The following is a 22,900-nucleotide window of genomic DNA, read 5'->3' as shown; positions in this document are numbered from 1 at the left end:
TGGTTCCTCATGCCGGGAAATCCGGCAATATGATGCAGACCCGTATCCCGCGGGCCTGGACCAAGGAGGGCACCGCGATGAGTCAGGGATTCCCGCTTCTGATCCTCGCCTTCGGGACGCTCGGCGGCATCTGGTTCCTGGCCGCGGCGGCCCGGAAACAGGTCGCCGACTTGAAGGGCGATCCGGCCCGCTCGAATCTGATTCACCACCACGGCGGCGCGCCGCGGCCGAACATGCCGGGCACCGAGCACTGACGTCTCAGCCGGCGGCGATCCGCCGGCAATGGTCGAGGGCGGCACTGATCAGGTTGTCGCTGGCCTCGGGCGTGCGGAACGCGGAATGCGCCGAGAGGGTGACGTTGGGCAGGTCGGCCAGGGGATGATCGGCCGGCAGCGGCTCGACCGTGAACACGTCGAGCCCGGCACCCGCGATCCGTCCGGCGCGGAGCGCCCCCACCAGGGCGGCCTCGTCGATCACCGCCCCCCGGGCGGTGTTGATCAGGAGGGCACCCGGCTTCATCGCGGCGATGCGGGCGGCCGACAGGAAGCCGCGGGTCTCGTCGGTCAGGAGTAGGTGGAGCGAGACCACGTCGCTCTCGGCGAGCAGCTGCGCGAGCGGGACGAAGGCGACGTCCGGATGGGCCTTTGGGGTCCGGTTCCAGGCGAGCACCCGCATGCCGACGCCCCGGCAGAGCCGTGCCATCTCGGCCGCGATCCCGCCGAATCCGACGAGGCCCACCGTCTTGCCGGTGAGCTGGATCGCCTCCCGGCGCGGCCAGGAGCCCGCGCGCATGCCCCGGTCCATCTCGGCCAGGCCCCGGGCGGCGGCCCACATCAGCGCGAAGGCGCATTCGGCGACCGCCGTGTCGCCGTAGCCCTTGATAGTGTGGACCGCGACGCCGAGCGCGTCCCGGAGCGCCTCCGGGTCCATGTAGCTGCGGGCGCCGGTGCCGAGGAACACCACGTGCTTCAGGCCCGCGCAGGCCCGGGCCACGTCGAGGGGGAGGGCGGTGTGGTCGATGACGGCGATCTCGGCCCCGGCGAGGATCCCCGGCAGGTCCGCCGTGGCGATGCCGGGATCCGCGTGGATCGCGAAGGGCGGGTCGTCCGGCCGCAGGAGCCGCCGGGCCACCGCCGCCAGCGTTTCGTTGGCATCCACGAACACCGCGCGCATCGGATTCTCCCTACCCCGTCCTGTCACGATGCGTCCGGAGCGCGCAGCGTGCCAAGTCCTGATTGAACCGCGCCCTCGTCTTCGCCAGCGCAGCGAAGCAACCCAGACTCCCCAGGCTCGCCAGTGTCGCGCGGCTCCGGATTGCTTCGCTGCGCTCGCAAAGGCGGTATGGGTCAGCTCACCAGCGTCAGGGGCAGGGCGAACAGCGCCAGGGTGAGCAGCCCCAGCACGAGCCCGCCCTGGAGCCAGCAGGCCGTGCGGTAGAGCATCAGCGCCCGGGCGATGTCGCCGGCCGCAGCCTCGGCCCGGCCGTCGCCCATATGGGCGTCCGGGACGAGGGTGCCGCCATAGACCCGCGGCCCCGCGAGCCGCAGGCCGAGCGCGCCGGCCATGGCGGATTCGGGCCAGCCGGCATTGGGCGAGCGGTGATGGCGCGCATCCCGGGCCATCGCCCGGAGCGCCCCGCGCGCGTCGGCGCCGCGCAGGGCGGCGGCCCCGGCGATCAGCAGGCCCGCGAGCCGCGAGGCCGGCAGGTTCACCCCGTCGTCGAGCCGGGCCGCCGCCCAGCCGAAAGCCGCGTAGCGCGGCGTCCGGTGGCCGATCATGCTGTCGGCGGTGTTGATCGTCTTGTAGAGCGCGCCCCCCGGCAGGCCGAGGCAGCCGATCCAGAAGGCCGGCGCCACGATCCCGTCGGAAAAATTTTCCGCCAGGCTCTCGATGGCGGCGCGGCAGACCGCCGGTCCGTCGAGGCGCTCGGGGTCGCGCCCGACGATCATCGCCACGGCCCGGCGCCCGGCCTCCAGGCCGCCTTCGCGCAGGGCGCTCTCCACCGCCGCGACGTGGTCGTGCAGGCTGCGCTGCGCCGGCAGGCTCGCGCAGAGGAGGCCGAGGAGCAGCAGGGCGGGGAGGGGGCCGGCGAGGCCGGCGAGCGCCGTCAAAGCGAGCGCCGGCAGGCCGACTGCGGCGAGCAGGAGTGCGAGGGCGAGGCAGCCCGCGATCCGGCGCCGCCGCTCGGAGCCGCGGTTGAGGCTCCGCTCCAGCGCGGCGATCAGCCGGCCGATCCAGGTGACAGGGTGGCCGACGGCCCTGTAGAGCGCGTCCGGATAGCCGGCCGCCGCCTCGATCCCGAGGGCGAGGATGAGGACGGCAAGCGTGTCGGGCGGATGGACCATTCGGTGTGGAGCGTTCCCGCGCGTGAGGTCGCCTCGATCGCCCATGGCGGCGATCTCGGCGGGCTGCGACTGGCCTTTCCCGACGCGCCGGAGCCCTGGCTCGACCTCTCGACGGGGATCAATCCGGTCCCCTATCGCGTGCCGCCGGTGGAGGCCAGCGCCTGGACGCGGCTGCCCGAGGCCGCCGAGGTCCGGGTCCTCCGGGAAGCGGCCGCCGCGGCCTACGGCGCGCCGGATGCTGCCCAGGTGGTGCCGGCTCCCGGCACCCAGATCCTGATCGAGACCCTGCCCCGGCTCCTGGCGCCGACCCGGGTCGCGGTGCTCGGCCCGACCTATGGGGAGCACGCCGCCGCCTGGCGGCGGGCCGGGCACGGGGTGAGCGAGGTCACGGGGCCCGAGGCCATCGGCGACGCCCGGGTGGCGGTGATCGTCGATCCCAACAATCCGGACGGGCGGACCCATCCGCTCGCCGAGCGCCGCGCCCTGGCCGAGGCGCTCGGCGCCCGGGGCGGTCTGCTGGTCGCCGACGAGGCCTTCGCGGATCTGGAGCCCGTGGAGAGCCTGTGCCGGCACGCGAGGCCGGGGCTCGTGGTGCTGCGCTCCTTCGGCAAGACCTACGGGCTCGCGGGGCTGCGCCTCGGTTTCGCGGTCGCCGACCCCGGCACGGCGGCCCGGATCGCCGAGGCGCTGGGTCCCTGGTCGGTATCGGGCCCCGCCCTGGCGATCGGGCGCGCGGCCCTGTCGGATACGGCGTGGCGCGCGGAGGCCGCCCGGGCGCGGGCCGCGGACGCGGCCCGTCTCGACCGGCTGATCGCCCGGGCCGGCGGCCGGATCGTCGGCGGCACGTGCCTGTTCCGGACCGCCGACTTCCCCGACGGGCCGGACCTCTACCGGCGGCTTGCGGCGGCCGGTATCGCGGTGCGGCGCTTCGCCGAGCGCCCGGAGCGCCTCCGCTTCGGTCTTCCGGCCGGAAAGGCGAGCTGGTGCCGCCTGTCGCGGGTCCTCAAATAGACCGCGCTCCGGGGGGGTGCGGATCGCGGGCCGCCACGATCACGGCCAGCGCCGAGAAGGCGAGGCCCACCGCGCAGACCCCCGGCCAGCCGACCAGCAGGAAGGCCTGCGAGCCGGCATAGGCGCCGAGCGCCCCGAACACGAACAGGGTCGTGAACAGCACGGTGTTGATGCGTCCGCGCGCGCCGGGGACCAGGGCGTAGGCGCGGGTCTGGTTGGCGATGAGCGCGCCGTTCATGCCGATGTCGATGAGCAGCACGCCGAGCGCCACCGCGGTCAGCGACCACGTGCCCCCGGCCCAGAGCACCACGAAGGAGAGGGCGACCAGCAGGCTGCCGCCGAGCACCACGGGCTTCGCCCCACGCCTGTCGGTGAAGCGGCCCGAGATGGGTGCGACGAAGGCGCCGCAGACGCCGATCACCCCGAACAGGCCCGCCCCGGCCGCGGAGAGCGCGAAGGGCGGCCCCTCCACCAGCAGCGCCAGCGTCGCCCAGAAGGCGTTGAAGGCGGCGAACAGCAGCGCCTGCGACAGGCTCGCGGTGCGCAGGACCGGCTGCGTGCGGGCAAGATGGAGGATCGACAGCATCAGGGCGCGGTAGCGCAGGGGATGCGTCTGCACCGTGTGGGGCAGGGTGGCCCGGGCGATGCCCGCCATGGCGAGCGCCAGGAAGGACGCGACGAGGAAGACCGGCCGCCAGCCGAGATGGGCGCCCAGGAAGCCGCTCGCCGTGCGGGCGAGCAGGATGCCGGTGAGCAGGCCGGTCATGACCTGGCCGACGATCCGCCCGCGGCTCGCGTCGGGGGCGAGCTCGGCCGCGAACGGCACGGCCTGCTGGGCCGCGCTGGCGAGGGCACCGACCACCAGATGGGCGAGCGCGAGGCTCGCGAGATTCGGAGCGAGGCCCACCGCCAGCAGGGCCAGGGCGAGGCCGAGGCATTGCCACACGATCAGGGCGCGGCGCGGGAGCGCATCACCCAGGGGCACGAGCCCGACGATGCCGAGTCCGTAGCCGACCAGTGCCGTGGTCGGCACCCACAGGGCGGCGCGGTCGCCGAACTCGGCGACGATCAGCCCGAGCAGCGGCTGATTGTAGTAGATGTTGGCGACGGCCCCGCCGGCGATCAGCGTCAGGCCGAGCCGGGCCTTCGCGTCGAGGACGGTTGTCACGGCTGGGTCGAGGGCAGGCAGGCACGCCGCCGCGGAAGGGCCATGGTCGGGTCCGGGTGTGGGGGAGAAAACGGCAGGGGCGCGAGCGATACGGGGAGAGCGCGCCGCCCGGCAAGCGGCGGCGGCGCATCCCTGCCGGCACGCTGCGGGCCCCTTCACCGCGGCCGCGGCCGCACCATATGCGATTGATGCGGTTCACGCCGCCCATGTGTGGGCGGACGCCGCAGGCACATGTCCCGGGCGCCGAGCCGATCCAGGTTTCGCCCGAGACTACGAATGAGAGGGCGGTTTCGTTCCGTGCGGACGCATCCGGGACCGCCGCAGCAGGGAGTACGGGATGCCGAACTACCGCGTCGACTTCGCCAAGGAGATCCTCGGGGTGCCGTTCACGATCGGGTCCGTCGAGATCACGCGGGCACGGGACCCCGAGCGCGCCCGGCGCGCGGCCGAGCTCCGCTTCGCCCGCCAGCACGGCGTCGGCGACTGGCGGGAGCGGGCTGACCTCGCCACCGTGGCCGAGCGGCTCTGAGCCGGACGGGCGGCCCCGTCACACGGCCTTCATCCCGGGCTCGCAAGCTGGCTGCCCGGACCGCGACCGCTCAAGCTCTGGTCGCGGCGGCCGCGCCGTCCTAGAGTGGACGGCAGGATCGGGAACCTGATCGGGCCTCCATGCGGAGGCCGGCGGCTTCCGGATCCGGTTCCACGCGCTTCCGATCGACGAGCCGGCGTCGCGGAGCCGGAGGCGTTTCACGTCCGGGCCGACGGGGGTCAGTGCGAAGGTCATGGCGGCGATCTCCTTCTTCGGCGACCTGCTTCAGACCATCAGTGAGCGCGGCCGCGACCTGATCGGCATCGGACGCAGCGACATCACGGCCCGGGGCAGCGCGGGCGAGCTGGTGAAGTTGTGCGAGGACCTGATCTCCCGGCGCGGCGAGGCCTCCGGGGTGGCGCTGGCCCGTCTGATCCTCGACCGCTACGCGAGCTTCGGTCAGACCGAGCGCCACGCCTTCCTGCGCACCATCGCCCTGGATTTCGACGCGGACCACGCCGCCGTCGACGAAGCGATCGCCGCCTACCGGGCCGCCCCGTCCCGCGCCCGCCTCGGTACTCTGCACGAGGCCGCCGAGCCGCGCAGCCAGGAGCTGATCCGCCGTCTCAACCTCGCCCGCGGCGGGACCCTCAGCCTCGTGCGGATGCGCGAGGACCTGTTCGACCTGCGCCGGGCGCTCCGCGCCGGCGAGGAGGCCGATCCCAGCCTGCTGGACGCCGTCGACAGCCTCGATTGCGACTTCGAGCACCTGTTCGCCTCGTGGTTCAACCGCGGCTTCCTGGTGCTGCGCCACATCGACTGGACCACGCCGGCGCATATCCTCGAGAAGATCATCCGCTACGAGGCGGTGCACGCCATCAACGGCTGGGATGACCTGCGCGCCCGGATCGAGCCGCCGGACCGGCGCTGCTTCGCCTTCTTCCACCCGGCGCTCGCCGACGAGCCGCTGATCTTCGTGGAGGTGGCGCTCACCGACCAGGTCGCCTCGGCCATCGCGCCGATCCTGTCGCAGGAGCGCAAGCCGCTGCAGCCGCGGGCGGCCAATACGGCGGTGTTCTACTCGATCTCGAACTGCCAGAAGGGGCTCGCCGGCGTCACCTTCGGCAACTTCCTGATCAAGCAGGTGGTCGAGGATCTGACCCGCGAGATCCCCTCGCTCAAGACCTTCGTGACGCTCTCGCCAGTGCCGGGCTTCGCCGCGTGGCTCGCCCGGGAGCGCCGGGCCGACAGCCCGCAGGGCCTGCTCCCCGAGGATGTCGAGACCCTGCGGGCGCTGGACGATCCGAACTGGCCTACCGACAAGGCCCGGGCCGAGACGGTGCGCCGGGCGCTGATCCCGGCGGCGGCGGCCTATTTCCTGCGCGCCAAGAACGAGCGCGGGCGCCCCCTCGACCCGGTGGCCCGGTTCCATCTCGGCAACGGGGCGCGCCTCGACCGGATCAACTTCCTGGGCGACACCTCCAAGAAGGGCCTCGCCCAGTCGCACGGTCTGATGGTCAACTACCTCTACGACCTCGCGGCCATCGAGCGGAACCACGAGACCTACGCGAATCTCGGGACCGTGGTCGCGGCCCCTGCGGTGACGCGGGAGCTGCGCGCCAAGCTGCCGCCGCCCCGCGCGGTGGTGCTCGCCGACGCGTGATTCAGCCGCCCGGCATCAGCCGGGCGAAGGACAGGGTGATTCGCCGGGCGGCGGCCTGCGCGGCCTCTCCCTCCAGAGGCACCCGGCGGTCGAGGATCAGCGCGGCGAGCCCGTGCACCAGCGACCATGCGGCGAGCGTCAGGTCCTCGGCCGGCCAAGCCGGTCCCGCGAGGGCGGCCGCCCGCCGCTCCAGGATCCGATAGGCCCGTCCCTTGTCCGATGTCCGGCAGGGCCGCGTGAACATGAGCCGGAACAGGGCCGGGTGCCGGCAGGCGAAGGCCACGTAGGCCGCTCCCTGCGCGGCCAGCGCCTCATTCCCCTCCGCGGAACCGTCGGCCCCCTCCAGGTCCGTGGCGAGATCCGCGAAGCCCCGGGCGGCGACCGCTTCGAGGAGCTCCTCCTTGCTGGCGAAGTGCCGGTAGGGGGCCATCGCCGACACCCCGCAGGCCCGCGCCGCCCCGCGCAGCGAGAGCGCCGCCTCGCCGCCCGATTCCAGCAGATCCAGAGCCGCCGAAACCAGCGCCGCGCGCAGGTCGCCGTGGTGATAGGTCTTTTCCGAAATCGATGTTGACACTGTACGCAGACCGCCCCATGTTTACAGTGCATACAAACCGAGGAGGCCGCATCATGCAAGGAGCCCCCGCCCGCCGCTCCGTGGACCTCTCCGCCTATCCCGACCTCGTCGTGGTCTATCTCGGCTTCCGCGTGACCCGCTGGCGCGGCCTGCTCGCGCTCATGGGGCTCGGGCGCGACATCGCCGCTTCGGTGCGGAGCCGGCCGGACGGGCTGCTCGCGCACGAAAACCTGTTCTTCGGGCTCGCCCATGTCGGCATGCGCCAGTACTGGCGCGACCTCGAGAGCCTCGAGCGCTTCACCCGCTCGGAGCCGCACCGCAGGTGGTGGCGGGATTTCTCCCGGGACGCCCAGGGGTCCGGCTTCTGGCACGAGGCCTATGCCCGGGGTGGCATGGAGGCGATCTATGTGGGCATGCCCGCGCCCACCGGGCTGGGGCTGTTCGCGCCCGAGCGTGCCCCCGAGGGGGCCTTCCTGTCGTCGCGCCAGCGGTTGGCCGCCTGAAAGGGCTCGCCGAGAGGGCCTCCGGGGGGCTATGGGTGCCGCAAACCCACGGCCCGTGGCAGCTCGACCGCACGATGACCAACCACCTCTTCTCCCTGATCCGCGACGGCGTTCCCGATTCCGCCAAGACCGTGATCGAGACGCCCGAGGGGCGGCGTTACACCTACGCGGACCTGATCGCCCGCTCGGGCGCCTATGCGGCGGCCCTGCAGGCGGCGGGCGTGCAGCCCGGCGACCGGGTGGCCGTGCAGGTCGAGAAGAGCCCCGAGGTGATCTTCCTGTATCTCGGCGCGGTCCGGGCGGGCGCGGTGTTCCTGCCGCTCAACACCGCCTATACGCCGGCCGAGATCGGCTATTTCCTCGGCGACGCCGAGCCGGCCGTCTTCGTCTGCGATCCGGGGAAGCGCGACGCGCTGGCGGAGGCCGCCGCGGGCGTCCGCCGGACTTGGACCCTCGACGCCGCCGGCGGCGGCAGCGCCGCCGAGGCGGCGGACCGGCAAGGGGACGGATCCAGTGACTTCGCCGACGTGCCCCGGGGCCCGGAGGATCTCGCGGCCATCCTCTACACCTCGGGCACGACCGGGCGCTCGAAGGGCGCCATGCTGACCCACGACAATCTCGCCTCGAACGCCCGGACGCTGGTGGAGTTCTGGCGCTTCACCGCCGACGACGTGCTGATCCATGCCCTGCCGGTGTTCCACACCCACGGCCTGTTCGTGGCGATCAACACCGTGCTGGCGAGCGGCGGCTCCATGCAGTTCCTGCCCCGGCTCGATCCCAAGCTGATCCTGAGCCTGATGCCGCGGGCCACCGTCCTGATGGGCGTGCCGACCTTCTACACGCGCCTCCTGAAGGAGCCGGGCCTCACGCCGGAGGCCGCCCGGAGCATGCGCCTGTTCGTGTCGGGCTCGGCGCCACTGCTCGCCGAGACACACCGGGAGTGGCAGGCCCGCACGGGCCACGCCATCCTCGAGCGCTACGGCATGACCGAGACCAACATGAGCACCTCGAACCCCTATGACGGGGACCGGGTCGCCGGCACGGTGGGCTTCCCCCTGCCGGGGGTGTCGTTGCGGGTGGTCGAGCCGGAGAGCGGCGCCGTTCTCGGCGCGGACTCCGTGGGCATGATCGAGGTGAAGGGCCCGAACGTGTTCCAGGGCTACTGGCGCATGCCCGAGAAGACCGCGGCCGAGTTCCGGGCCGACGGGTTCTTCATCACCGGCGACCTCGGCAAGGTCGACGCCCGGGGCTACGTCCACATCGTCGGGCGCGGCAAGGACCTGATCATCTCAGGGGGCTTCAACGTCTACCCGAAGGAGGTCGAGACCGAGATCGACGCCCTGCCGGGCGTGATCGAATCCGCGGTGATCGGGCTGGCCCATCCGGATTTCGGCGAGGCCGTCACCGCCGTGGTGGTGGGCGGTCCGGAGGCTCCGGACGAGGCCGGGGTGCAGGCCGCCCTGGAGGGACGCCTCGCCCGGTTCAAATGTCCCAAGCGCGTGCTCTTCGTGGACGAGCTGCCGCGCAACACCATGGGCAAGGTGCAGAAGAACCTGCTCCGCGAGGCCTATGCGGGGCTGTACGCGGCCTGAGCCGGGCCGCTCCGCCGGTCGGGACCGGCGCTTCAGAGGTTGTGCGCGGTCCGCTCGCCCTCCGGCGGCTTCGGCGTGTCGGTCTCGGCGACTTTGCGGGCGGCGGCGTTGAGGTTGTCCGGATCGAGGGCAGTCTGGACGAATTCGCGGCCCATATTGGTCACCTCGCGGGCGTAGCGCAGCCCCTGGTCGCGCATCTCGTCGGCCCAAGGGCCGATGCTCCGGTCCTCCTGGCGGGTGCGCGGCAGCAGCGCGCCGAGCAGCAGGCCGGCGGCGACGCCGACCACGCCGACGAGGAGCGGGTTATCGTCCACGAAGCGCTCGACGGCGGTGCGGCCGCGGTGGAGGCCGTCGATCCCCTGGCTCGTCAGATCGTCGAGCGCCCGCATGTTGCGCCTGCGGAGCACGGCCGCACGGTCCCGTGCCTCGTCGTAGGCCGAAGAGGCGCGCGCGCGCGCTTGGTCGGCGGCACCGCCGAGACGCTCGTTGATGTCGTTGGCGAAGCCCGACACGGTCCGGCGCGCCTGATCGGCGAGGCCGGCGGCGCGGTCGCCCGCGGTCTGAGTCCCCTCCTTGATGGTGGACGCGGCATCGGCTGAGCGCGGCGCGGCGCCGTGCGGAAGCGGATCGTGCAGGCCGCGCGGGTCGGGCCGGAGCGTGAAGTCGCCGGCCGCCTCGCCGGGCGCCCCGAGCGGGTCGCCGCGGCCGGCCGGGTCCGGCTGAAGGCTCTTGTCGCCCGAACCGGGCGGCATCGCCGCCTCGGCGGCGAGCGGTCCGGGATGGCTGGTCGGGGTGGCTGGGGTGCCGGGCTTGTCGGTCATGGCGCTGTCCTCGGATGTCCGTCTCGGCGGCGCGCGGCCTGCGCAGGCGCCGCTTGTCCCGGCCTTCCGGCCGGCCTCGGGTCGTTGCGGTCCGGGCTCTCCTGCCCGGTCTTCGGGTCTCGGTCCTCAGATCTCGGTCTTCTCCAGCGGATCGCCGGCCGGACGCACCGTCGGGAGATCGGGGTCATAGCCGCGGGCGGCCCCGGTGTTGAGGGTGGCCACCCGCTCGGCCGCCACCTGGGTGCGGCGGCGCTGGGCGTCCCGCGCCATCCGGTTGAACAGCAGGCCCACGCCGGCGGCGATCAGCAGCACCGGCACGGGGTTGCGACGCACCGCCTCCAGGGCGCTGTCGTAGGCGCCGTTCAGGGCCGGCACCCGGCGGGCATTGCCGAGCATCTCGTCTACGATGTTCGGCACCGAGAGCTTGCCCTGGATGCGGTCGATCGTGTCGTCGAGCCGGGCCCGGCTCTCCTCGATCTCCTTCTCGAGGTCGTTCATCGAACTCATCCGGACACGCGCTCCGACAGGGCCTGGGCATCCTGGCGCACCTGGCGCGTGGTGCGCGTCGGGGCCAGGGTCGAGAGAGAGAGAACGCTGCGCGCCCACAGGGCCATCCCGAGGGCGATCAGGAGCAGCACGCCGCCCACGATCAGCGCCGAGAGCCACTCGGAGCCCACGATCGTGGCGAGCCACTTCACGAACGCGCCGATCAGGACCAGCAGGGCGACCACGGCGAAGACCGCGGAGCCGACCATGCAGGCGAGGCCGACGATGAGCTGGCGGATGTTGCCGGCCATCTCGGCGCGGAACAGCGCGATCTCCTTGCGGGCGAGCTCGTTCGTCTCCCGCAGGGCGTCGCCGATCAGGCTCTGGATGCTGGAGGGACCGGCAGAGGCGCCCGTGTGGCGCGGATCAGGACCCTGGGCCATGGCTCAAGCCCGGAAGGTATCGCGGGCGTCGCCGTCCGGCGCTTCCGGCGGCAAGCTCGACGACTTGACGAAGCGGGCGGCGATTAGGCCGGCCACGAAGGTGCCGACCGCCACCGCCACCGGGGCGCGCCGGGCGAAGGCCTCGGCCTCGCTGTAGAAGTCGCCGAGGCTGCGCCGCTCGATCGAGGCGCCGAGCTGCTCCAGCCCGTCGGCGGCACTGTCGAAGAAGGCGCGCACGTTCGGCTTGTCGCCCAGATCGCGGCCCGAATTGCGGATCGTCCGGGCCAGCTCGTGGACCGACTGCGCCGCGTCGCTCTTGCGCTGCTCGACATAGGTTTGCGCCTGCAGCCGGGCGGCGTCGAGCAGCCCGCGCCCGCGCTCGGCCGCCACGTCGGCCAGCCCCTCGACGTCGCCCTGGAGCGCGCGCCACTGGGCGCGCTCGTCCGCGGCACCGTGCGGCGTCTCGTGGAGCGGATCCGCGAGCGGATCCCTGGGCGTGTCCTGCGGGAACTCGTTGCCGGCCATCTCGAAAACACTCCTCGCGGCGCGGGGGCGCCACCGCTCGCGGCGACCGCGGCCCCCGCGATGGCTGAGTAACTGATTGGGCTGTCACCGGTTCCGGTGCCGATTGCGCTCCGGATCGAACCGGCTTGGCGCCCGGATCCGGGCACCGCTCAGCGCGCGTTCAGGCGCGGTCTGGCAGAACCGCCACGCTTGCACAGCGCCGCGCCGAGCCGGCCGCGGGGACGGCCCGGGGGAGGCCGCGCAGCGCCGGAACGGAGCGGCCGCCCTGTTCCGGAACGGCACGACCGCGACTTGACCCGCGCCCGGCTTCACGCTTGGGTTGCCTCAAGACCTAACAAAGGATCGCGCAGGGCCTCCGCGCGTTCTGACATATTAGTGAAGTCCCGATGCAGGCGCGGCCGGCCGCGCCCCTGATCCGGAGCCGACCCGCGTGGCACGCCTTGTGATCGTATCGAACCGCGTCGCCGTCCCGGAAGAGGGCGGCAAGGCGGTGGCGGCGGGCGGCCTGGCCGTCGCGGTCAAGGAGGCCTTCACGGCCTACGAGGGGCTGTGGTTCGGCTGGAGCGGCACCATCACGGAGGAGCCGTCCGAGGAGCCGACCCTGATCGACCGGGGCCGTGTCCAGTACGCGGTGGTCGACCTCTCGCCGCAGGATCACCTCGAGTACTACGCCGGTTTCGCGAATCGGGCCCTGTGGCCGATCATGCATTACCGGCTCGGGCTCGGCGCCTTCTCGCGCTCGGATTATGCCGGCTACAGCCGCGTCAACCGGACCTTCGCGCGGGCGCTCGCCAAGCTGGTGGAGCCCGACGACATCATCTGGGTGCACGATTACCACCTGCTGCCGCTGGCCGCCGAGCTGCGCGGCCTCGGGCTCGACAACCCGATCGGCTACTTCCACCACATCCCCTGGCCGGCGGCCGACGTGTTCAACTCGCTGCCGGCGAGCGGCGAGTTGCTGCGCGCCATCGTCGATTACGACCTGATCGGCCTGCAGACCGAGGCGGATGTCCAGAACCTCCAGCGCAACCTCGTGGACACCCAGCGGGCGATCCCCCTGGGCGGCGGCTCGCTGATGGTCGACGGGCGCCGGACCCGGCTCCGCGCCTTCCCGATCGGCATCGACGTAGCGGGCTTCAAGGAGGCCGCCGACAAGGCGAACGCCAACAAGGTCGTGCGCGAGACCATCGCGGGCCTGCGCACCCGCAAGCTGCTGATCGGCGTCGACCGGCTCGACTATTCCAAGGGCGTGCCCGAGCGGATGGAGGCGGTGGAGAGCTTCTTCGCCTCGAATCCCGACCAGCGCGGCAACGTCACCTACATCCAGATCACCCCGAAATCCCGCAGCGAGGTGCCGGAATATGAGCAGCTCGCCCGCGAGGTGAACGAGAAGGTCGGCGAGATCAACGGGTCGCTGGGCGACCCCGCCTGGACGCCGATTCAGTACATCACCAAGGCCTATCCGCGCCCGGTGCTCGCCGGCCTCTACCGGGCGGCGCGGGTCGGCCTCGTCACGCCGATGCGCGACGGCATGAACCTCGTCGCCAAAGAGTACGTGGTCGCTCAAGCCGAGGACGATCCCGGCGTGCTGGTCCTGTCGAAATTCGCCGGCGCCGCCCGGCAATTGCCCGAGGCGCTGCTGATCAATCCCTACGACCGGTTCGAGGTGGCGGAGGCGATCCGCGCCGCGCTCTACATGCCCAAGGCGGAGCGGGTCGCCCGCTGGAAGCCGATGGTCGAGCGCATGACCCGCGAGGACGTCGACTGGTGGGCGCGCAACTTCCTGGCGGAGCTGGAGAATTTTCGCACGATCGAGCGCGAGCCGCCCACCGCCGCCGCCGCCGCCGAATAGCCGGCGCGTCCCGCTGATCCCGCCTGCGGCCCCATTTGCGACCGGACGCCCCGCATGATCGCCGTCGATGACGGGGTGCCGGCGCCGCTCGGTGCGCATTTCGACGGGCGCGGCGTCAACTTCGCCCTGTTCTCCGAACACGCCACCGCGGTCGACATCTGCCTGTTTGAGCCAGGTGAGCGGCACGAGGCCCGCACGGTGCGGCTGCCCTGCCGCACCGACGACGTCTGGCACGGCTACCTGCGCGGGGTTCTGCCGGGCCAGCTCTACGGCTACCGGGTGCACGGGCCCTGGGATCCGGCGGGCGGCCACCGGTTCAACGCCTCGAAGCTGGTGCTCGACCCCTATGCAAGGGAGATCCGCGGCAGGATCCGCTGGCATGACGCGCTCTACGGCCACCGCCGCGGCGCGCGCGAGGACCGCATCGACCGGCGCGACAGCGCTGTCTACATGCCCAAATGCGTGGTCACCGCCCCCGAGGTGCCGAACCTCGCCCTCACCCCCGTGCGCCGGCCGCTGGCCGAGACGGTGGTGTACGAGGCCCACGTCAAGGCGCTGACCCGCACCCATCCCGACATCCCCGAGGCCGAGCGCGGCACCTACGCGGCGCTCGCCCATCCGGCGATCATCGACCACCTCGTCAAGCTCGGGGTCACGGCCCTGGAGCTCTTGCCGATCCAGGCCTTCGCGGATGACCGCTTCCTGGTCGAGAAGGGGCTCATCAACTTCTGGGGGTATCAGCCCCTGGGCTACTTCGCTCCGGACCCACGCTACCTGGGCGAGGGCGGCCCCGGCAGCCTGAAGGCGGCGATCCGGGAGCTGAACGCCGCCGGGATCGAGACCTGGCTCGACGTGGTCTACAACCACACCGCCGAAGGCGACCATACCGGCCCCACGCTGTCGTTCCGCGGCATCGACAACGCCAGCTACTACAAGCTCGACCCAGCCGATCCGCGCCGCACCATCGATTGCACCGGCTGCGGCAACACCTTCGACGTGAGCCACCCGCGGGTGATGCAGCTTGTGCTCGATTCCCTGCGCCACTGGGTGATCGCCTACGGCATCGCGGGCTTCCGCTTCGACCTCGCCTCCAGCCTCGGGCGCGCACCTCTCGCCTTCACCCCGCAGGCGGCCTTCTTCCAGGCGGTGGCGCAGGACCCGGTGCTCGCCCGGGTCAAGATGGTGGCCGAGCCCTGGGACATCGGGGAGGGGGGCTACCAGCTCGGCGGCTATCCGCGCGGCTGGAGCGAGTGGAACGACCAGTTCCGCGACGCCACCCGGGGCTTCTGGCGGGGCGATCCCGGCACGCTGGCGAAGGTGACCCAGGGGCTGACCGGCTCCCGCGAGGTGTTCGCGCCCTCCCGGCGCTCACCGCTGGCCAGCGTCAACTTCATCGCCAGCCACGACGGCTACACGCTGGCCGACACGGTGGCGTACGAGGAGAAGCACAACGAGGCCAACGGCGAGGACAACCGCGACGGCCACGGCCACAATGTCAGCCGCAACTACGGCGTCGAGGGCGACACCGACGATCCCGCGATCCTGGCCGTGCGCGCCCGCCAGAAGCGCAACATGCTGGCCACCGTGATGCTGGCCCAGGGCGTGCCGATGCTGCTGATGGGCGACGAGCGCTCCCGCAGCCAGGGCGGCAACAACAACGCCTATGCCCAGGACAACCCGACGAGCTGGATGGACTGGACCACCGATCCGGATCCCAGGCTCACGGACTTCGTCGCCAACCTGCTGGCCCTGCGCCGCGCCCAGCCGGCCCTGCGGCGGCGGCGCTTCTTCACCGGCACGCTGATCGACCCGGACGAGCCCCTGCGCGACGTGCACTGGCTCTCCCCCGAGGGCACCGAGATGGAAGGGCGCCACTGGTCCGACGACGGGCTCCAGGTGTTCGGCATGCAGATCGGCAACGACGGCGGCCCGGGCGACCGCCTGCTGATGCTGTTCAACGCCGGGGAGGGGGCCTGCACGTTCCACCTCGTCCCGGTGATCGGCGGCCCGTGGCATCCGGTCTTCGACACGGGCGAGCCCACCGGCGCGCTCCCGCCGGACGCCCCGGCCTACGCGGCCGGCGCCGCCGTGCCGCTGCCCGGCCGGACGGTCCTGGTGCTCACCGCCGCGGGGACGGAGAACGGGACGCGGAACGGATGGGTGCCGGGGCGGTAGGCGCTCACGCCGAAGCGGGCCCCGGTTCGGCGAAAACGTCGGCCGCGCGTCCGGACATCCCATCCTCATCCGGGGGTGCCCGCGTCGGCGGGCCTCGACGGAGGCCTCCAGGCAGCCGCGCGGCCGGCTGGAAGCCTCCTTCGAGGCCTGCGCTGCCCTTCGACACCGCAGGATGAGGGGGCTGGCCGGCACGATCCGGAACCCGACGCAGGCTCCCGGCAGGATGACCGGACACGAGGCCCTGCCCTTCCCGGGAGCAGGGAGGCATCGCGCGATGCCCGTCCCCCATTGCCACACCGACGTCCCGCCATAGCTGCGCTGCGGGAACCGGATCGGGCCCGGGGCCTTCTCCCACGACGATGACCCTGCTGCGCTTGTGCCCCGGTGCGCGCGGCCAATGACGAGGACGGTGGCCCGATGCGGCGCGCCCACAGCATGGATTTCGGGGCCGAGATGGTCGAGGGCGGCGTGCGCTTCGCCCTCTGGGCGCCCACCGCCAAGAGCGTCGAGCTCATTGTCGACGGCACCGACCATCCCCTGCCCGAATCCGGCGGCGGCTGGCGGCGCACCGCCCTGCCCGGGGTGCGGCCCGGCGCCCGCTACGGCTTCCGCATCGACGGCGACCTCGTCGTCCCCGATCCCGCCTCGCGCTTCCAGCCCGACGACGTCTCGGGCCTCAGCGAGGTGATCGATCCGCGCGCCTATGCGTGGTCCGACGAGGGCTGGACCGGGCGCCCCTTCGAGGAGGCGGTGATCTACGAGTGCCATGTCGGCACCGCAACGCCGGAGGGCACCTATGCCGGCCTGCAGGCCCGGCTGCCGGATCTCAAGGCGCTTGGCGTCACGGCGATCGAGCTCCTGCCGCTCGCCGATTTCAAGGGCTCGCGCAACTGGGGCTACGACGGCGTGCAGCCCTACGCCCCCGATGGCGCCTACGGCCGCCCGGAGGACCTCAAGCGCCTGATCGACGCCGCCCACGGGCTGGGCCTGATGGTCTACCTCGATGCGGTCTACAACCACTTCGGCCCGGCCGGGAACTACCTCCACGCCTACGCCAAGACGTTCTTCACCGAGCGCCACCAGACCCCCTGGGGCGCGGGCATCAACTTCGACGGCAAGGAGAGCGGCGCCACGGTGCGGCAGTTCTTCATCCAGAACGCCCTGTACTGGCTGGAGGAATACCGTTTCGACGGCCTGCGCTTCGATGCCGTCCACGCGATCCTCGACGATTCGCCGCGGCACTTTCTGGCCGAGCTCGGCGAGACGATCCGGAAGACCTTCCCGGACCGGCAGATCCACCTGATGCTCGAGAACGAGGCCAATCAGGCGCGCTGGCTGGAGCGGGACGCCGCCGGGCGTCCGAAGATGCACGACGCCCAGTGGGCCGACGACCTGCACCATTGCTGGCACGTCCTGCTGACGGGCGAGGACGCCGGCTACTATAAAAGCTTTGCCGACAAACCCGTCGAGCACCTCGCGCGCTGCCTGGCGGAGGGCTTCGCCTACCAGGGCGAGCCGTTCTTGACGCTCGACAACCACCCGCGGGGCGAAGCCTCCGGGCACCTGCCGCCCTCTTCCTTCGTGACCTTCCTGCAGAACCACGATCAGGTCGGCAACCGGGCGCTCGGCGAGCGCCTCAACCACCTCGCAGACTCCAAGAAACTCGGCCTCGCCCGGGCCGGCTTCCTGCTGGCGCCGCAGATCCCGATGCTCTGGATGGGCGAGGAATGGTCGGCCTCGGCGCCGTTCCTGTTCTTCGTCGACTTCGCGCCGGACGAAGGTCTGAACAAGGCAGTGCGGGACGGCCGCCGCCGGGAGTTCAAGAGCTTCGCCGCGTTTGCGGACGACACCTCGAAGATCCCCGACCCGACCGAGCGCGAGACCTTCGAGGCTTCGAAGCTCGACTGGTCCGAGCGCGAGCGCTCGCCCCACCGCGAGGTGCTGGCCGAGACGACGCGGCTCCTCGCCTTACGTCGCGACGTGATCGTGCCGCTGGCGAAGTCCGGCTATGAGGGTGCCGCCGCCAGCCTGCCACGCAAGGATGTGGTCGACTGCACGTGGCGCTTCGGCGCCGGCACCCTGCGCTTCGTCGCCAATGTCGGGAGCGCGCCCTTCGCGGTGGATCCGGGGAGCGCCCGGGTGGTCTGGACCAATGCCCCGGACGGGGCCGGATGCGACCTGCCCGCCTGGACCGGCGTGTTCCTGACGGAGTCCCGCTCGTGAGCGCCCTGGAGCAGCTCGCCGATCTCGTCGGCGTGGCTGCCGGCTACACCGACGCCTTCGGCCAGCCCGTCGAGACGCCGCTGGAGGTGCGCCGGGGGCTGCTCGCGGCGCTCGGCTTCGCGGTGGACGACGAGGCGGCGATCGCCGGGAGCCTCGCCCAGGTCGAGCGCCTGCGCCGCGGCCTGATCCCGCCGCTCCTGCCCGTGGAGGCCCGACGGACCGCCCGGGTGCCGGTGCGTCCGCAGGACGGCGCGCCCCACACCCTGGTCTGGCGCCTCGTGGACGAGCGCGGAACGGCCCGGGAAGGACGGGCGAACCTGCAAGGGGCCGAGCCGGGCTTCGAGCTGCCGCCGCTGACCCCCGGCTATCACCGTCTCACCGTCCAGGCCGGCCAGATCCGCGCCGAAGCCTGGGTGATCGCCGCACCCCAGCGCTGCTGGCGCCCGCGTCCCTACACGGAGGAAGGGGCCTCCGACTGGGGCATGGCCGCCCAGCTCTACGGCCTGCGCTCGGCCACCAATATCGGCATCGGCACCTACGCGGATGCCGGCGAGGCCGCCCGCGAGGCCGCCCTGCGCGGGGCGGCCTTCCTGGGCCTCAGCCCGGTCCACGCCCTGTTCGGCTCCGACCGGACCAAGATCTCGCCCTACTCACCCTCCTCGCGCCTGTTCCTGGAGACCCTGTTCATCGCCCCGCGCAGCCTGCCGGGGCTCGCCGGGTCCCGGGCCGAGGCGCTGCTCGCCGAGCGCGCGGACGCGATCACGGCGCTGCGCGAGGCGGCCCTCGTCGACCACCAGGGCGTGGCCGACGTGCTCGACCCGGTGCTCCGGGCCCTCTGGGCCGAGTCACCGGCCCGGGCCGGCACCGATGCGGCCTTCGAGCGCTTCCGCCAAGAGGGCGGCGAGGATCTCGAAGCGCATGCCGTATTCGAAGCGCTGTCGGAGCATTTCCGGGGGCAGGGGGCCCACTGGCTGGGCGACTGGCCGGAGGCGTATCGCCGCGCAGGCACGGAGGCGGTGCTGGCCTTCGCGGCGGAGAACGCCGAGCTGGTCGGCTACCACGCGTGGCTGCAATACCTCGCCGACCGGCAGCTCGCAGAGGCCTCCGCGGCGGCGCTCGGCGCCGGCATGCGGGTCGGGCTCTACCGCGACCTCGCGGTCGGCGCCGACCGGGGCGGCTCCGAGATCTGGTCGCATCCCGAGCGCTTCGCCGACCAGGTGTCGATCGGCGCGCCGCCGGATCTGCTGGCGCCGAAGGGCCAGAACTGGGGCCTGCCGGCCTTCGACCCACTGGAAATGGAGCGCGACGGGCTTAGCGCCTTCCGGGCCTTGGTCCAGGCCAACATGCGCCACGCCGGCGCGATCCGGATCGACCACGCCTTCCAGCTCGCCCGCCTGTTCCTGATCCCCCTCGGGCAGGGAGCCCAGGCCGGCGCCTACATGGCCATGCCGTTCGAGCCGATGCTGGCGGTGCTGCGGCTGGAGAGCCACCGCAACAAGTGCCTCGTCATCGCGGAGGATCTCGGCACGGCCCCGGAGGGCTTCTCCGACGCGCTGATGCGGGCCGGGGTGCTGAGCTACCGGATCCTCGCCTTCGAGCGCGAGGGCGACGGGAAGTTCAAGCCGCCCTCCGCCTACCCGCGGGACGCGCTCACCGCCATCACCACCCACGACCTGCCGACCTTCGTGGGCTGGTGGCGCGGGGTCGACACCGACACCCGCCAGTCGCTGGGTCTCTACGACCAGGAACGGGCCGAGGCCGAGCGGGCCGAGCGCGTGGTCGAACGCCGCCGCCTCGCCGAGGCTCTGGCCGGCGAGCAGCTGCTCCCCTCCACCGAGCCTCCGGATGCCGCGCCCTTCGAGGCGGCTGCCCGCTATCTCGCCCGGGCGCCCTCGATGCTCACGGCCGTGCAGTACGAGGACGTGGTCTCCGAACTCGCCCAGGCCAACGTCCCGGGCTCGACCGAGGGCTACCCGAACTGGCGGCGCAAGCTCGACCGGGACCTCGCGGACATCGCGGCCCCCGGCGGCCCGCTCGCCAAGCTGGCGGCTTCTCTCTCCGCCGAGGCGCGGGGGCCGCGCTCGGGCGCCGCGCGGCTCGCCGCGCCGCCGCCGCGCGCGACCTACCGGCTCCAGTTCCACAAGGACTTCACCTTCGCGGATGCGGACCGGATCGTCCCCTACCTGCACCGGCTCGGGATCAGCCACGTCTACGCCTCGCCCCTCCAGAAGGCGCGGCCCGGCTCGACCCACGGCTACGACATCGTCGACCACGGCGCGATCAACCCGGAACTCGGAGGCGAGGAGGGTTTCGTCCGGCTCTCGGAGACGCTGCACGCCCACGGGATGAAGCTCCTGCTCGATATCGTCCCGAACCACATGGGCGTCGGCGGGGCCGACAACCCGTGGTGGCTCTCGGTGCTCGAATGGGGCTCGCTCTCGCCCTTCGCCGACGCCTTCGACATCGACTGGCAGCGGCTCGGAGCCGGGCGCAACCTCGTGATCCCGTTCCTCGGCGACCGCTACGGCGAGGCCCTGGAGAAGGGCACGCTGGAACTGAAATTCGACCCCGAGAAGGGGGCCTTCAGCGTCTGGCACTACGAGCACCAGCTGCCGATCCGGCCGCTCAGCTACCCGACGATCCTCAACCGGGTGATCGCCGCCATCGGGGCCGTGGACGACGACACCACCGCGGAGCTGCTCGCCATCTCGGAGCGGCTGCGCGCCATGGGGATCGACACCGACGAGACCCGCCGGAAAGGCTTCCCCGAGGAGGCCGAGGGCCTGAAGCGCCGGCTCGCCGAGATCTACGGCGTGTCGCCGCTGATCCAGGAGGCCACCGCCAGCACGCTGGCGCTGCTCAACGGCTTCAAGGGCCGCCCCGACAGCTTCGGGCCCCTTCACCGGCTGCTGGAGGCCCAGGCCTACCGCCTGGCCCACTGGCGGGTGGCGTCGAGCGACATCAACTACCGCCGCTTCTTCGACGTGAACTCGCTCGCCGGCCTGCGGGTCGAGCTGTCCGACATCTTCCACCGCTCGCACGAGACCGTGTTCCGGCACGTCCGCGAGGGCCGGATCGACGGGTTGCGCATCGACCACATCGACGGGCTCGCCGACCCGCTGGGCTACGCGCGGGCGCTGCAGGCGGCCGTGGGCCCGGGCTTCTACGTGGTGGTGGAGAAGATCCTGGAGCCGGGCGAGCGGCTGCGGCCCTGGCCGGTGGCCGGGACCACAGGCTACGACGTGCTCAACCAGCTCGACGGGATCCTGGTCGACAAGGCTAAGCGCGGGAAAATCGAGCGGCTCTACACCTGGGCCACCGGCTTCGACGAGCCCTACGGATTCCAGCTCCGCGCCGCCAAGGCCGAGATCCTCGAGATCAGCTTCGCGAGCGAGCTGGAGGTGCTGACCACCGACCTCAAGGAGGTCGCCGACGCCGACCGGCGCACCCGCGACTTCACCGTCAACGCGCTCCGCCGGGCGCTGATCGAGATCATCGCGCGCTTCCCGACCTACCGGAGCTACCTGCCGCCGGAGCTGGAGGAGGGCGAGGTCGAGCCCGAGGATGTCCGCCTGATCGAGGGGGCCGTCGCCAAGGCCAAGCGCTGGTCGAGCCTGCCGGACCGCTCGGTCCACGACTTCGCCGCCGCGGTCCTGCTCGGGCGCATCGAGACATCGGGGCCGGGCCGGCCGGACCCGCGGGTTGCCTTACGCTTCCGCCGCCGGTTCCAGCAGCTCACCGGCCCGGTCATGGCCAAGAGCCTGGAGGACACGCTGTTCTATCGCTACGCGTGCCTGCTGGGCCTCAACGAGGTCGGCGGCGATCCGGGCGAGTACGGCATCGACGCGGAGCATTTCCACGACCTTCAGATCGCCCGCGCCCGGGACTGGCCGAACGCCATGATCACCACGGCGACCCACGACACCAAGCGGGGCGAGGATGCCCGCACCCGGCTGCTGGCCCTCTCGGAGATCCCGGAGGAATGGGCCGGCGCCTGGGACCTATGGCAGCGGGTCGCCGGGCCGCACCTCGCCCGCATCGACGGCGAGCCGGCGCCCGACGCCAACGACCAGTGGATGTTCTTTCAGGCGATCCTGGGTGCCTGGCCGCTGGAGCTGCTGGAGCACGATGAGCCCGGGGCGATCGAGGCGTTCCGCAATCGGCTGATTGCCTACGGCGAGAAGGCCATGCGCGAGGGCAAGCGCCGGTCGAGCTGGGTCAATGTCGACGAGGTCTACGAGGGCGCGGTCAAGAAGCTGTTCTCGGCGCTGATCGCCCCGGGCTCGGATTTCCTCCGGGAGCTCCGGCCCTTCGCCCGGCGGCTCGCCCATCTCGGCATGCTGGCGAGCCTCGGCCGCACGGTCCTGAAATGCACCCTGCCGGGCCTGCCCGACACCTACCAGGGCACGGAAGTGTGGGACTTCTCCTTCGTCGATCCCGACAACCGCCGCCCGGTGAACTACCCGGCCCTGGAGCGGATGCTCGAGGAAGGCGGAGCGCCGGCGGAGCTGCTGGCGCACTGGCCGGACGGGCGGGTCAAGCAGGCAACCCTGACGCGGCTGCTGGCGGAACGGGCCGAGCGTCCCGACTTCTACGCGAGCGCCGCCTACGAGCCCGTGACGGCCACGGGCGCGCGGGCCGACCACGTCATCGCCTACCGGCGGACCGATCCCGGCCAGGAGGGCGGCGACCTGTTCGTGGCGGTGCCGCGGCTGGTGGCGGGCTTCGTCGGCGCGGCGGTCTGGTCGGGCGAGGCCTTCGCGGGCACCCGGGTCGACCTCGGGGCGGGGACCCGCTGGCGGGACCTCGTCTCGGGGCGGACCGTGGAGAGCCAAGGGGAGGGGGCCGATCTCGGCGCGCTCCTGCGCGACCTGCCCTACGCGGTGCTGCGGCGGGAGCCGTGAGGCTCCGCCCGACGCGGCGCTGTCACGCGGGGTCGGCTAAGGGAGGCACGCCCGGGCGGTTCGGGCGTTACGACAGAGTGAACGGG

At 72.4% G+C, this 22,900-nt stretch carries 18 protein-coding genes; 10 read left to right on the top strand and 8 right to left on the bottom strand.

The genetic code is table 11. The features are described from left to right. Positions 1 to 29 precede the first annotated feature (29 nt). A complete protein-coding gene (locus tag ACYCO6_RS14710; RefSeq protein WP_459772495.1) occupies positions 30 to 254 on the top strand; it encodes a hypothetical protein in 225 nt (74 codons plus the stop codon). A 4-nt stretch (positions 255 to 258) separates the two neighbouring features. On the opposite strand, the gene ACYCO6_RS14705 is transcribed toward ACYCO6_RS14710, so the two are convergent. Together ACYCO6_RS14705 and cbiB are read right to left on the bottom strand one after the other, a co-directional pair. Then, positions 259 to 1,173 carry an NAD(P)-dependent oxidoreductase gene (locus tag ACYCO6_RS14705; RefSeq protein WP_459772493.1) on the bottom strand — a complete coding sequence of 305 codons (915 nt, stop codon included), beginning with the start codon at positions 1,171 to 1,173 and terminating at the stop codon, positions 259 to 261. A 173-nt stretch (positions 1,174 to 1,346) separates the two neighbouring features. Next, a complete protein-coding gene (gene cbiB / locus ACYCO6_RS14700) occupies positions 1,347 to 2,345 on the bottom strand; it encodes an adenosylcobinamide-phosphate synthase CbiB (RefSeq protein ID WP_459772491.1) in 999 nt (332 codons plus the stop codon). Between cbiB and cobD the strand changes: the two genes are divergently transcribed. Continuing rightward, positions 2,337 to 3,356, top strand: a complete 1,020-nt coding sequence (gene cobD / locus ACYCO6_RS14695) for a threonine-phosphate decarboxylase CobD (protein ID WP_459772489.1) — start codon at positions 2,337 to 2,339, stop codon at positions 3,354 to 3,356. The genes cbiB and cobD overlap by 9 nt on opposite strands. On the opposite strand, the gene ACYCO6_RS14690 is transcribed toward cobD, so the two are convergent. Then, positions 3,349 to 4,524, bottom strand: coding sequence for an MFS transporter (locus ACYCO6_RS14690; RefSeq protein WP_459772487.1), 1,176 nt, complete (start codon positions 4,522 to 4,524; stop codon positions 3,349 to 3,351). The genes cobD and ACYCO6_RS14690 overlap by 8 nt on opposite strands. 337 nt (positions 4,525 to 4,861) lie before the next feature. On the opposite strand from ACYCO6_RS14690, the gene ACYCO6_RS14685 reads away from it, so the two are divergent. Beyond that, complete coding sequence (locus ACYCO6_RS14685; RefSeq protein WP_192709409.1) at positions 4,862 to 5,053, top strand: hypothetical protein; 192 nt, start codon at positions 4,862 to 4,864, stop codon at positions 5,051 to 5,053. 253 nt (positions 5,054 to 5,306) lie between these two features. Beyond that, positions 5,307 to 6,716: a malonyl-CoA decarboxylase gene (locus ACYCO6_RS14680; protein ID WP_459772484.1), complete on the top strand. Its 1,410-nt coding sequence runs from the start codon at positions 5,307 to 5,309 to the stop codon at positions 6,714 to 6,716. Position 6,717: 1 nt separating this feature from the next. On the opposite strand, the gene ACYCO6_RS14675 is transcribed toward ACYCO6_RS14680, so the two are convergent. Further along, positions 6,718 to 7,290 carry a TetR/AcrR family transcriptional regulator gene (locus tag ACYCO6_RS14675; RefSeq protein ID WP_459772483.1) on the bottom strand — a complete coding sequence of 191 codons (573 nt, stop codon included), beginning with the start codon at positions 7,288 to 7,290 and terminating at the stop codon, positions 6,718 to 6,720. A gap of 53 nt (positions 7,291 to 7,343) precedes the next feature. On the opposite strand from ACYCO6_RS14675, the gene ACYCO6_RS14670 reads away from it, so the two are divergent. Further along, positions 7,344 to 7,793: a monooxygenase family protein gene (locus ACYCO6_RS14670; RefSeq protein ID WP_459772481.1), complete on the top strand. Its 450-nt coding sequence runs from the start codon at positions 7,344 to 7,346 to the stop codon at positions 7,791 to 7,793. Positions 7,794 to 7,867: 74 nt separating this feature from the next. Continuing rightward, a complete protein-coding gene (locus ACYCO6_RS14665; protein WP_459773574.1) occupies positions 7,868 to 9,385 on the top strand; it encodes a malonate--CoA ligase in 1,518 nt (505 codons plus the stop codon). A gap of 32 nt (positions 9,386 to 9,417) precedes the next feature. On the opposite strand, the gene ACYCO6_RS14660 is transcribed toward ACYCO6_RS14665, so the two are convergent. The 4 genes from ACYCO6_RS14660 to ACYCO6_RS14645 all read right to left on the bottom strand — a co-directional run bounded on the left by ACYCO6_RS14660 (position 9,418) and on the right by ACYCO6_RS14645 (position 11,660). Continuing rightward, positions 9,418 to 10,206 carry a hypothetical protein gene (locus tag ACYCO6_RS14660; protein WP_459772480.1) on the bottom strand — a complete coding sequence of 263 codons (789 nt, stop codon included), beginning with the start codon at positions 10,204 to 10,206 and terminating at the stop codon, positions 9,418 to 9,420. Positions 10,207 to 10,332: 126 nt separating this feature from the next. Further along, positions 10,333 to 10,704 (bottom strand): DUF3618 domain-containing protein, encoded by a 372-nt coding sequence (locus tag ACYCO6_RS14655; protein ID WP_459772478.1) that lies wholly within the window; start codon positions 10,702 to 10,704, stop codon positions 10,333 to 10,335. 5 nt (positions 10,705 to 10,709) lie between these two features. After that, positions 10,710 to 11,135 carry a phage holin family protein gene (locus ACYCO6_RS14650; RefSeq protein ID WP_459772477.1) on the bottom strand — a complete coding sequence of 142 codons (426 nt, stop codon included), beginning with the start codon at positions 11,133 to 11,135 and terminating at the stop codon, positions 10,710 to 10,712. Positions 11,136 to 11,138: 3 nt separating this feature from the next. Beyond that, entirely contained in the window at positions 11,139 to 11,660 is a 522-nt protein-coding gene (locus ACYCO6_RS14645) for a hypothetical protein (RefSeq protein WP_459772475.1), read from the bottom strand. A gap of 430 nt (positions 11,661 to 12,090) precedes the next feature. On the opposite strand from ACYCO6_RS14645, the gene ACYCO6_RS14640 reads away from it, so the two are divergent. From ACYCO6_RS14640 to ACYCO6_RS14625, 4 genes are all read left to right on the top strand, one after another. Then, positions 12,091 to 13,512, top strand: coding sequence for an alpha,alpha-trehalose-phosphate synthase (UDP-forming) (locus tag ACYCO6_RS14640; protein ID WP_459772474.1), 1,422 nt, complete (start codon positions 12,091 to 12,093; stop codon positions 13,510 to 13,512). Positions 13,513 to 13,566: 54 nt separating this feature from the next. Continuing rightward, complete coding sequence (glgX, locus tag ACYCO6_RS14635; RefSeq protein WP_459772473.1) at positions 13,567 to 15,687, top strand: glycogen debranching protein GlgX; 2,121 nt, start codon at positions 13,567 to 13,569, stop codon at positions 15,685 to 15,687. Positions 15,688 to 16,104: 417 nt separating this feature from the next. After that, complete coding sequence (treZ, locus tag ACYCO6_RS14630) at positions 16,105 to 17,910, top strand: malto-oligosyltrehalose trehalohydrolase (protein WP_459772472.1); 1,806 nt, start codon at positions 16,105 to 16,107, stop codon at positions 17,908 to 17,910. Next, positions 17,907 to 22,814, top strand: a complete 4,908-nt coding sequence (locus tag ACYCO6_RS14625) for a malto-oligosyltrehalose synthase (RefSeq protein ID WP_459772471.1) — start codon at positions 17,907 to 17,909, stop codon at positions 22,812 to 22,814. Before treZ ends, ACYCO6_RS14625 begins: the two co-directional genes overlap by 4 nt. Positions 22,815 to 22,900 lie beyond the last annotated feature (86 nt).

This window comes from Methylobacterium sp. CM6257 (genome assembly GCF_054611515.1).
This window is presented reverse-complemented; position numbering and strand designations above follow the sequence as displayed.